Consider the following 9,651-nt stretch of genomic DNA (forward strand, 5'->3'; position numbering starts at 1 on the left):
GTTCACGTATGCCAATCGCAGTATCACACGGTGAAGGCCGCGTAGAAGTACGTGATGCTGACCACCTAGCGGCGATTGAAGCATCAGGCACAGTTGCTGTACGTTACGTGGACAACCACGGTAACCCAACGCAGCAATACCCGAACAACCCGAACGGTTCGCCAAACGCAATCACAGGTCTAACGACTCAAGATGGCCGCGTAACTATCATGATGCCGCACCCAGAGCGTGTATTCCGCACAGTAGCGAACTCATGGTCTCCTGAAGGTTGGGGCGAGAACGGCGCTTGGATGCGTATGTTCCAAAATGCACGCAAGAACGTGGGTTAATTGAGCTAACGTTAGTTTCCACTCAATGTAAATGAAGAAGCGCTGGTTGAGAGACCAGCGTTTTGTTTTTCAAGTATTAAAAAACTTGCAGCATAGATCTCACTTTTATGCTCTAATACCGCGCTTACCAAGGGATGGTGTTAAACAGCTCAGCTTAGATGGAGTTATCAAGTTGACCGAATCCCTGATTAATCCCTTAGGAATGAAATAAATGTCTAAAAATCCAAAATTTGCTATCCGTACTTCTGAAAAACGTAACGGTTGGTGTGCAGAGATCACTCGTCAAGTAACTTCACGCAAAACAACAGTATCAAAGCGCGAGTCAGGCTTTGAAACTGAAGCAGATGCTCAAGCATGGGCTGAGAAAGAGCTTGCTGGTTTCATTAAAAACCAAGCTGAGCGTAACGAGCGTAAAGGTGAAGCTCGTAAAGTTCGTGAAGAGCGTGAAGAACGTCTTGCTCAAGAGGCCGCTGAGAAGAAAGCGCGCTACCTAGCTGCAAAAGCGGCACGTGAAGACGAGATGTTTGACGAAGAGTAATCGTTTAAATTGTCATAAAGAAAAACCGCCTCAAACAGGGCGGTTTTTTTGTAACTGAATAGAGGATTTTAATTATCTGAATTGGCCAGCATCAGGTAAGAACTCAAAGCCAGCGTTTGCTAGTTTTGCTTCAAGAGCAGCTTTATCGATATCGAAATAAGCAACCAGCTTGTCCAGATTACCGTCAAAGTCATCACGTAACTTCATGTTAACGATGCTCATTAACATGATGGGATCCATTGTCTCAAAGTTGTCTAAGTTCATTACTTATCCTCAAAATCTGAGATAAGCAGATTAGCAGCAGCGAACGCAGCTTTTTCGCGAGCCTCTTTTGGCAACGACTCATCCGCAGCAATGTCATTGAGCGCCCGCACAGCACATGAGATTGCTTGAGGGATATACGCTTGATCGCCACTTCCAATTTGAGCATAAAGCTCACGAACCAATTCACAACAGCCGTACACTTGCATGGCTAATTCTCCAATAAATGATAACTGCTCTCAAATATACACACTCGACTAGGTAAACTCAAAAGCTAAGCTTGTCCTAGCTCAAGGTGGATAATAAGACGAACAAGAATTAGCCGATATGCAACTGTTCTTCAAGCTGCGTAATAACAGCAGGAGCGAGTTGCAACTGCTTTGCAAGCTCTTGCAGGTAGGCTTTCTCCATAAAGTTTTGTTCATCAATGACAATCAGAGAGGCCAGATATATTTCTGAAGCTTGTTGCGGGGAAGTTGCGAGTCGCGCTATTTCGCCGGGGTCGAGAGGCTTGTTGAGTTCCGAATGCAATAAGCTCTGTATGTCTTGGTCGATTCCGGTCTCAGCAAGCGTGTTCTCTATACGTTCCATTTCTTGTGTATCTACATGGCCGTCTGCTTTTGCTGCTGCGATCATGGCTTTCAAGATCAGTTCGCTATGTATCGGATCATCTTCGCGAAACTCATTTTGAGGTTCAGGAGACGCCTGATTGGTTTGAGAGTCGTTGTATACCTTATAGGCCAACGCGCCAAGCGCAGCGACACCACCAATTTTTAACGCGTTGATCCCCATTTTTTTGCCAAGCTTTTTACTCTTCTTTGAGCCCATTAGAAGGTTCACTAATCCGCCGCCAACTGCGCCTGCACCAAGTGATTTGAGCGTACCTGAGCTGGATTGTTGTTTGAGTTGTTTTTGACCTTGCTGGACTAAATCAGAGTTCAGTGCTTGATTGAGTAAACTTTTAAGATCCATGACTATTCTCCTATGCGTTCAATCTGAATTTACCTAACTCAAGATGAACGAGAGATGAAAAAAAGGCGAGCATAGAGCTCGCCAAATGGATTGAAAACCGTTTTAATCTTGCGCGTAACCATGAATTCCGAGCAATTCGCCGTCAAGGTAGGCTTCTTTTTCATCCTTCATTACTAAGCGCTCTTCAACTAACCATTTAACTACCATAGGGTAGATTTTGTGTTCTTGAGTTTGAACGCGCTCAGTTAGAGTGTCGACAGTATCTTCGTCGAAAATTGGCACTTTAGCCTGCAGAATTACTGGGCCACCATCTAGTTGCTCAGTGACGAAATGGACACTAGTACCATGCTCTTCATCACCGGCGTGGATAGCACGTTGATAAGTGTTAAGGCCTGGGTACTTAGGTAGCAGAGAAGGGTGAATATTGATCATGCGACCCATGTAGTGACGAACGAATTCACCACTTAGAATGCGCATGTAGCCAGCGAGTACGATAACGTCTGGCTTATATTCATCGATCTGCTTCATTAACTCATGGTCAAAAGCATCACGGGTATCGAAGGCTTTAGGGTCAAGGAAGTGTGCCGCAGCACCGGCTTTTTCAGCACGCTCTAAAGCATAGACATTGGCTTTGTTGGAAAATACTGCGGTAACACGACCATCAGTAATGTCCTTGTCACATGCATCAATGATTGCCTGCAGGTTAGAACCGTTTCCTGAAACTAAAACGACGATACTTTTCATGCTTATTTGATCTCTACTTGTTCTTCGCCAGCTGCAGCGTTTGCGATCTCACCAATAACCCAAGCGTTTTCGCCTTCAGCGTTTAATAGCTCAACTGCCGCGTCTGCTTGATCTTTAGGTAGAGCAACAACAAGGCCTACACCACAGTTAAATGTGCGGTACATTTCGTGAGTTGTTACGTTGCCTTTTTCTTGTAGCCATTTGAAGATGATTGGCCATTCCCAGCTGTTACCATCAACAACCGCTTTAGTACCTTCAGGAAGTACGCGTGGGATGTTTTCCCAGAAACCACCACCTGTGATGTGAGAAATCGCGTGGATGTCGTGTTTCTCAATCATTTTCAGTGCTGATTTGATGTAAATCTTTGTTGGTTCTAGTAGGTGCTCACCGATTGTTCGACCTGCTAGCTCTTCGTTTTTGTCTGCGCCAGATACTTCTAGGATCTTGCGGATTAATGAGTAACCGTTTGAGTGTGGGCCGCTTGAACCTACAGCGATAAGTGCATCGCCAGCGGCTACTTTAGTACCGTCGATTACGTCTTCTTTTTCTACAACACCAACACAGAAGCCGGCAACGTCGTAGTCTTCGCCTTCGTACATTCCTGGCATTTCAGCAGTTTCACCACCGATTAGCGCACAACCTGCTTGTACACAGCCGTCAGCAATGCCAGACACTACGTCTGCTGCCGTATCAACATCAAGTTTGCCTGTTGCGTAGTAATCTAGGAAGAACAGCGGTTCCGCGCCTTGAACAATAAGATCGTTCACACACATAGCAACTAGGTCAACACCGATGGTGTCGTGCTTTTTCATATCCAAAGCAAGACGAAGTTTAGTACCCACACCATCAGTACCTGAAACCAATACTGGCTGCTTATATTTAGTTGGCAGTTCACATAATGCGCCAAAACCACCAATACCACCCATTACTTCTGGGCGACGTGTACGTTTTACAGCACCTTTAATACGGTCAACAAGCGCGTTGCCTGCATCGATATCTACGCCAGCGTCTTTGTAGCTAAGAGATGTGTTATCAGCACTCACAGGGAAGTCCTCGGTTTTTAAGTTGGATATGAAAACGGCGCTATTCTAACAGTGGATAAACCTATATAGCAAACGTTTGCGCAAGTTTTTTCTTTTGTCTTAGAGCAAGAAATTGAGAACGAAATCGTTTATAATCTGAAGGTTTGTTTAAAAATCACCACATAAGCCGGAGATGGAAATGAAAGTTGTTGAAGTAAAACACCCTCTTGTTAAGCACAAACTAGGTCTAATGAGAGAAGGTGACATCAGCACTAAGCGCTTTCGTGAGCTAGCCACAGAAGTTGGCAGCCTACTAACGTACGAAGCGACTGCAGACTTTGAAACGGAAAAAGTAACCATTGAAGGTTGGAATGGTCCTGTTGAAGTTGACCAAATCAAAGGTAAGAAGGTAACAGTAGTACCTATCCTACGTGCCGGTTTAGGTATGATGGACGGTGTTCTTGAGCACATGCCAAGCGCTCGTATCAGCGTTGTAGGTATTTACCGCGACGAAGAAACGCTGGAACCAGTACCTTACTTCAACAAGCTAGCGTCTAACATGGACGAGCGTATTGCGCTTGTTGTTGACCCAATGCTTGCAACGGGTGGTTCTATGATCGCAACGATCGATCTTCTTAAAGAGAAAGGCTGTAAAGCGATTAAAGTTCTTGTGCTTGTTGCAGCTCCTGAAGGTATCGAAGCATTAGAAAAAGCACACCCAGATGTTGAGCTGTTCACAGCTGCTATCGATGAGAAGCTAAACGACAAAGGTTACATCGTACCTGGTCTTGGTGACGCAGGTGATAAAATCTTCGGCACGCTATAAGCGGTCGATAGTGAATGATTTAAAAAGGGAGCCGATTGGCTCCCTTTTTGTTTGCTGATTATTTCTTCAAACTTAATGTGCCGCCAGTTTTCGGCTTGCTTGGACGCTGACTATTCTCAGACGCTGGCTTATGGAAAGACTTCCCTTTATTGCCACTCGGCTTACCCTTAAATTCACCTTGCTTACCACTATGACGACCTTTCTTAGAGTTAGGCGCGTGGCGGAACTCATCTGCGTTGCGACCTTTAAAGGTGCGCTGCTTTTGATTACGTCGTGCTTTTGATTCTTGGTTTTCTTCACGGCTATCAAATAGCTTAGCATCGGTTGCGCGACGAATGCGTTTACCTTTGCTATCCATCTTAGACGCTTCTTCTGTGCCGCTTGAGTCTTCACACATAGCTAGAATCTCGGCTACTTCACTATCGCTCAGGTAACGCCATTGACCGTTAGGAATGCCATCTAGAGAGATGTTCATGATGCGAACACGACGTAGCTTGAATACTTCATAGCCTAAGGCTTCACACATGCGGCGAATTTGACGGTTGAGTCCCTGAGTAAGCACAATACGGAACGAGTATTTGGTCTCTTTGGTCACAGTACAAGGTAGCGTTACTGTGTCGAGGATGTTGACGCCTGAAGACATCTTCTTAATGAAGTCATCGCTGATTGGCTTATCAACACGTACTACGTATTCTTTTTCGTGGTTGTTACCGGCGCGAAGAATTTTATTGACGATATCGCCATCGTTAGTCAGGAAAATAAGACCATCAGAAGGTTTGTCTAGACGACCAATCGGGAAAATACGCTTTTTGTGACCAACGAAGTCAACGATATTGCCTGGAATATCACGTTCGGTAGTACAGGTAATGCCGGTTGGCTTATTTAGCGCAATATAAACAGGTTTGTCTGTAGCTGCAGAGATTGGTTTGTTGTCGACTTGAACGTCATCACCAGGTAGGACTTTTGTGCCCATTTCTGGCACTTTGCCATTAATAGTGACACGACCTTGTTCGATTAAACGGTCGGCTTCACGGCGTGAGCAAAAACCAGTTTCACTAATAAACTTATTGAGGCGTTTAGCGTTATCTTGTGACATGTTGTTCTCCTAACGTTTCACAACGGCGGTTGATAGAAAGTGCTGATCAAAACGTCAGCACATCAAGGGCGCGCATTCTAGCACTGGAATATGGTTAACCCAATCGTTTTTGATGGCGTTCGCGTGTTTCGAGTTTTTTCTCTGCACTTTTTCTTAGCAACACGTAAACCGCACCGGTACCACCATGAAAGCGTTGTGCACTATGCACGCATTGTACTTCTTTTATTTGCATCAACCACTGAGCAACAAAGCTTTTCATGAGTGCTGGTGGGTTGGATCGTTCGCCTTTGCCATGCACAATAACGACCGTACGGATGTCCATCTGCATGCATTGTTTGAGGAATTTCACCACTTCATCACGAGCTTGCTCAAGCGTGCGCTTATGTAAGTCTAATCGTGCTTGAATTGGGTATTTGGCAAGGCGCAGTTTTTTATAGACCCCGTCTTGAACACCATCACGCTTAAACTCGATAATGTCGTCCGGTTTAATCATTTCGGCATGGTCTATGGATAAGTACTCGGGATCGTCTTCCGTTAACCAAATAGCCGCTTCACGCTTTGCTAGTTGAGCTTCAGAAACTTGGTGCTGCTTTTTCAGTTCAGCCGTATCGTGATGAATTGGTTTTACGTCGCCCATCATTTGTTGGAAAAGGGCAAAATCGTCGTCGTGAGACATAGTGATATCTCAGAGTAGGAAATCAATACAGCTATTATACCTAAGGCTTTGCGATATGATCACTATTGAATGGTTGAAAATAAAAAACCGAAGCAGACAATGTATCTACTTCGGTGCATAGCGAATGTCTATTCAGAGAATAGGGCTAAGCGATTCTAGTGAGGAGATTTGTCGTTCATCACTTTGTAGATGATAAAACCGCCATAGAATAGCATTAGACCTAAGGCTCCAAAGATCACAATCATTGAAGATAGACCTACCGCATTACCAAATAGGAGATCAAGCCAAAAGTCCATAGTTCCTCCATCGAGTACAAAGTGAGATGACAGGACTCAAGGTAAACTGTGGTTAAATATGCAACACTGATCTGGATCAAATGTTGTCGATAGGTTGCTAGTTTGTTTTGGTTGATGTGTTTTTGCTCACAGTTTGTGGCCCGTTGATGTTGTTTTAGTCAAACAAACTAATAATTTAAAAAAGTTAATCAATAGGGGTTGCGTTAGTTCTGAGAATCCGTAATATACGCATCCGTTGACGAGGATAACTCCTCAGTTAAACATCTCGGTGAATAGCGCAGCTTGGTAGCGCATCTGGTTTGGGACCAGAGGGTCGGGGGTTCGAATCCCTCTTCACCGACCACTTTTAAAGAAGGGCTCTACAGAAATGTATAGCCCTTTTTGCATTCATGGTGTAGAGATTCGAACCGAGGTGGGTTCGCCTGATGTTCAAAGAATGTCTCTTCACTGACCATATTAAGAAAGCCTGCTCTATAGCAGGCTTTCGTCGTTTTTGAGCAGAGGAAATAGGATTCGCACCCGAGTGGGGTTCGTTTGAAATTAGAATCTGGCTCTTCACCGGCCATATTTAGAGAAAGGCTCTGCAGAAATGCAGAGCCTTTTCCGTTTTTATTGTTTGAAACCAAAAGGCCGGGGGCTGGAACACCATTCCGATCGAATCCTTCTTTACCAACCACTTTTAAAAAAGGGCTCTACAGAAATGTAGAGCCCTTTTTACATTCATGGTGTAGAGATTCGAACCGAGGTGGGTTCGCCTGATGTTCAAAGAATATCTCTTCACCAACTAAATTAAGCAAGCCTGCATTAATAGCAAGTTGTCGTTGTTTTCACTCCCACCGGTTATTTCGGTGATGTTTATGTTTAATTAACATCGCAGCTTATTGTTTTTATTGGGGCATCTGCAGTCGTAAAACAGACGTAGGCTTCGACTGGTGTCGCTGGGCCAACTCGAACATAACCCGCTTTTACAGCGTCATCATCAAAGGAAATAGAGTGGGAAGTGCCTTTAGTATTGTCAAAAAAGGTTGCTTCGAACTTATCTGACATCTCATGGCCAACTCTGCTGCGTGTCAGAGAGGTTGTAAAGACAACGTTAGCGCATCTCATTGATGGTTTCTGCTTTATCTGAATCTGATCATGTTCTTTATCGACAAGCGCTGCAGAAGTATCAGGCTGGATATCTATGCTGTGAAAACTTTCAATGGAACATGTCGTTTTTGCGTAAGTGATCGGAGTCGCCAAACACAACAAAAGGAAAGAGGCTGGGAAAAAACGTAACTTCATACAATCTAATCAGTTATGAGTCAAAGAATGAGTTCCGACATAGTACTGGAACAGACAGTTACTATGTTAGAACTATGTGATAAAGGATAATTGTAGTTTGATCTGAACTTCCAAACTCAATATTTAAACTCGCAGTTGGCTGATTTGCTTTCTGACAGTTGTTTAACTCTAAAACCTTTCTCGCTTAGTTTATGAATGACACTTTGATCACCTATTAGATGTAAAGTGCCAACAACAACTAAGTATTTTCCTTTTTTGTTAGGGAGCCATTTGGGGTTTGATAGCTTATTCACCCAATCATTATTGCGCTTGGTTAGAAATGCTTGTTCAAACTCAGGCGACATCTCTGTCAATTTAGCGAACTGATTCAGCTTTGTTATATCTCCTTTTTTCCAACTCTCGATTAAGCAATGCATCGCATTTTCATTGTGGTCAAATTGCTCAATAGCACTGGTCAGTAACTCTGCTCCTCCTTTTTGCTGGCTGGTGAGAAGGTCTACCTGGAACTGTAATGACTCCAATCCGATTACAGGAATGTTTTTCGTTGTAGCGCTATTTAACAAGCGCATATCAACGCCGTCTTCAGGGCGATAACCTAAATATTGAATTTGCTGCATTTGAATCGCCAATGCGGCAGCCCACGGAGGTGAGTTGAGTAAATCACTTTGATTCAGTTGAAGTAAGTTAGCGATACCGATTAAATCTTGCTGCTGTTGCGCATTAAGTACATCTTTACTGGTTACGTCCAATGGTGGATAAGTTAAGCCGTGAGGATTTCTCATGTCCGCCTCAACAATAAGTGCTTGGCTTGCATTCAGATATTGGCTGATGCTCTTTGGCAGCGGAAACATACTATCGTCACCCACATGGACAGAACCGATTAGAAGGTACTCCAGATTGCCTTTTTTGGCGCTCCAGAAGAGAGGCTCTGCTGATAGGTTGCTAGAAAAAACCAGTAACCATACCCATAAAAATTTATGCATCTTGTATCCTTTCGCTATTTCGTAAAATTTGTCGTTTTCATCTATTTCGACGTATTTTAACGTGAGATTAGTGTGTGTTAGATCACGGTTTGATGTTTGTTTGAGTTATCTGTTTTTCTATAGAGGTTGGCGTACTGTGATCTTGATTCGACAAATAGCCAAAGTAATCAACCTTTCCTGTGATATATCTCTCAGTAAACTCGTTAAAATAAGTCCGTCGATTTTAACGTGTATTTTAAGTCTTTGTTTAGTTTTAGTTTTTCTCTTTTGAAAAATCTAAAATTTGAAACTGGTCACCTTCACTAAGGATTTATTTTACGCAGAAAAATAACCCGAGTTATGTTGTTTGCATCTTAATTTTGCGAGCCATCTTTTTAGGCTCAGCGTTTTTCGGGGTAAGTAAGATGTTTAAACAAAATTTCATTGCTACATCAATCTTAGCTACTTTAGCGGGTTGTGCGTCATTCCAGTCTTCTGAGCAAAATGTTGTTAATACATTAGCTGACAACCTTGATGTTCAATATGAAGTACTCACTAACCACGGTGCCAACGATGGCCTTGCGTGTCAGGACATGGGCGCAGAGTGGGCGTCTTGTAACAAGGTAAACATGACGCTAGTTAACC

Annotated in this window: 14 protein-coding genes and 1 tRNA gene; 5 read left to right on the forward strand and 10 right to left on the reverse strand. The window is 43.6% G+C overall.

Annotated elements, in window-relative coordinates:
* A partial coding sequence (locus tag AC4MRV_RS20595; protein WP_491189171.1) for a phosphoribosylformylglycinamidine synthase subunit PurQ occupies nt 1-329 on the forward strand: 329 nt, incomplete at its 5' end.
* Between the two features lie 211 nt (nt 330-540).
* Nucleotides 541-867 (forward strand): DUF3622 domain-containing protein, encoded by a 327-nt coding sequence (locus AC4MRV_RS20600; protein ID WP_491189172.1) that lies wholly within the window; start codon nt 541-543, stop codon nt 865-867.
* Between the two features lie 72 nt (nt 868-939).
* Here AC4MRV_RS20600 and AC4MRV_RS20605 read toward each other — a convergent pair whose 3' ends face one another.
* The 5 genes from AC4MRV_RS20605 to purM all read right to left on the reverse strand — a co-directional run bounded on the left by AC4MRV_RS20605 (nt 940) and on the right by purM (nt 3,887).
* Complete coding sequence (locus AC4MRV_RS20605; protein WP_491189173.1) at nt 940-1,131, reverse strand: DUF4250 domain-containing protein; 192 nt, start codon at nt 1,129-1,131, stop codon at nt 940-942.
* The gene (locus tag AC4MRV_RS20610) at nt 1,131-1,337 is read right to left on the reverse strand and encodes a YaeP family protein (protein ID WP_491189174.1); all 207 of its coding nucleotides are present in this window, start codon (nt 1,335-1,337) and stop codon (nt 1,131-1,133) included. Before AC4MRV_RS20610 ends, AC4MRV_RS20605 begins: the two co-directional genes overlap by 1 nt.
* A gap of 109 nt (nt 1,338-1,446) precedes the next feature.
* Nucleotides 1,447-2,100 (reverse strand): tellurite resistance TerB family protein, encoded by a 654-nt coding sequence (locus tag AC4MRV_RS20615; protein WP_491189175.1) that lies wholly within the window; start codon nt 2,098-2,100, stop codon nt 1,447-1,449.
* 102 nt (nt 2,101-2,202) lie between these two features.
* Nucleotides 2,203-2,844: a phosphoribosylglycinamide formyltransferase gene (purN, locus tag AC4MRV_RS20620; protein WP_491189176.1), complete on the reverse strand. Its 642-nt coding sequence runs from the start codon at nt 2,842-2,844 to the stop codon at nt 2,203-2,205.
* 2 nt (nt 2,845-2,846) lie between these two features.
* Nucleotides 2,847-3,887, reverse strand: a complete 1,041-nt coding sequence (gene purM, locus AC4MRV_RS20625; protein WP_491189177.1) for a phosphoribosylformylglycinamidine cyclo-ligase — start codon at nt 3,885-3,887, stop codon at nt 2,847-2,849.
* Nucleotides 3,888-4,065: 178 nt separating this feature from the next.
* Here purM and upp point away from each other — a divergent pair, with 178 nt between their 5' ends.
* Nucleotides 4,066-4,692, forward strand: a complete 627-nt coding sequence (gene upp / locus AC4MRV_RS20630) for a uracil phosphoribosyltransferase (protein ID WP_481085360.1) — start codon at nt 4,066-4,068, stop codon at nt 4,690-4,692.
* Between the two features lie 58 nt (nt 4,693-4,750).
* Here upp and rluF read toward each other — a convergent pair whose 3' ends face one another.
* From rluF to AC4MRV_RS20645, 3 genes are all read right to left on the reverse strand, one after another.
* Nucleotides 4,751-5,788, reverse strand: a complete 1,038-nt coding sequence (gene rluF, locus AC4MRV_RS20635; protein ID WP_491189178.1) for a 23S rRNA pseudouridine(2604) synthase RluF — start codon at nt 5,786-5,788, stop codon at nt 4,751-4,753.
* Nucleotides 5,789-5,882: 94 nt separating this feature from the next.
* Complete coding sequence (smrA, locus tag AC4MRV_RS20640; RefSeq protein ID WP_491189179.1) at nt 5,883-6,464, reverse strand: DNA endonuclease SmrA; 582 nt, start codon at nt 6,462-6,464, stop codon at nt 5,883-5,885.
* Between the two features lie 155 nt (nt 6,465-6,619).
* Nucleotides 6,620-6,760, reverse strand: coding sequence for a DUF3149 domain-containing protein (locus tag AC4MRV_RS20645; RefSeq protein WP_005476401.1), 141 nt, complete (start codon nt 6,758-6,760; stop codon nt 6,620-6,622).
* Between the two features lie 266 nt (nt 6,761-7,026).
* Between AC4MRV_RS20645 and AC4MRV_RS20650 the strand changes: the two genes are divergently transcribed.
* Nucleotides 7,027-7,103: transfer RNA gene (locus tag AC4MRV_RS20650), tRNA-Pro, on the forward strand.
* Between the two features lie 518 nt (nt 7,104-7,621).
* Here the strand turns inward: AC4MRV_RS20650 and AC4MRV_RS20655 are convergent.
* Together AC4MRV_RS20655 and AC4MRV_RS20660 are read right to left on the reverse strand one after the other, a co-directional pair.
* Complete coding sequence (locus tag AC4MRV_RS20655; RefSeq protein ID WP_491189180.1) at nt 7,622-8,044, reverse strand: hypothetical protein; 423 nt, start codon at nt 8,042-8,044, stop codon at nt 7,622-7,624.
* A 116-nt stretch (nt 8,045-8,160) separates the two neighbouring features.
* A complete protein-coding gene (locus AC4MRV_RS20660; protein ID WP_491189181.1) occupies nt 8,161-9,027 on the reverse strand; it encodes a TraB/GumN family protein in 867 nt (288 codons plus the stop codon).
* A 404-nt stretch (nt 9,028-9,431) separates the two neighbouring features.
* On the opposite strand from AC4MRV_RS20660, the gene AC4MRV_RS20665 reads away from it, so the two are divergent.
* Nucleotides 9,432-9,651, forward strand: a 220-nt coding sequence (locus AC4MRV_RS20665) for a carbohydate-binding domain-containing protein (RefSeq protein ID WP_491189182.1), incomplete at its 3' end; no start/stop codon positions are given.

Source organism: Vibrio sp., from assembly GCF_984391705.1.

Coding starts and splice junctions, on each gene's coding strand:
- AC4MRV_RS20610 (WP_491189174.1), bottom strand. CDS start 1,337: ATGCAAGTGTACGGCTGTTGTGAATTGGTTCGTGAGCTTTATGCTCAA.
- AC4MRV_RS20605 (WP_491189173.1), bottom strand. CDS start 1,131: ATGAACTTAGACAACTTTGAGACAATGGATCCCATCATGTTAATGAGC.
- AC4MRV_RS20645 (WP_005476401.1), bottom strand. CDS start 6,760: ATGGACTTTTGGCTTGATCTCCTATTTGGTAATGCGGTAGGTCTATCT.
- AC4MRV_RS20615 (WP_491189175.1), bottom strand. CDS start 2,100: ATGGATCTTAAAAGTTTACTCAATCAAGCACTGAACTCTGATTTAGTC.
- AC4MRV_RS20600 (WP_491189172.1), top strand. CDS start 541: ATGTCTAAAAATCCAAAATTTGCTATCCGTACTTCTGAAAAACGTAAC.
- rluF (WP_491189178.1), bottom strand. CDS start 5,788: ATGTCACAAGATAACGCTAAACGCCTCAATAAGTTTATTAGTGAAACT.
- purN (WP_491189176.1), bottom strand. CDS start 2,844: ATGAAAAGTATCGTCGTTTTAGTTTCAGGAAACGGTTCTAACCTGCAG.
- smrA (WP_491189179.1), bottom strand. CDS start 6,464: ATGTCTCACGACGACGATTTTGCCCTTTTCCAACAAATGATGGGCGAC.
- upp (WP_481085360.1), top strand. CDS start 4,066: ATGAAAGTTGTTGAAGTAAAACACCCTCTTGTTAAGCACAAACTAGGT.
- AC4MRV_RS20655 (WP_491189180.1), bottom strand. CDS start 8,044: ATGAAGTTACGTTTTTTCCCAGCCTCTTTCCTTTTGTTGTGTTTGGCG.
- AC4MRV_RS20660 (WP_491189181.1), bottom strand. CDS start 9,027: ATGCATAAATTTTTATGGGTATGGTTACTGGTTTTTTCTAGCAACCTA.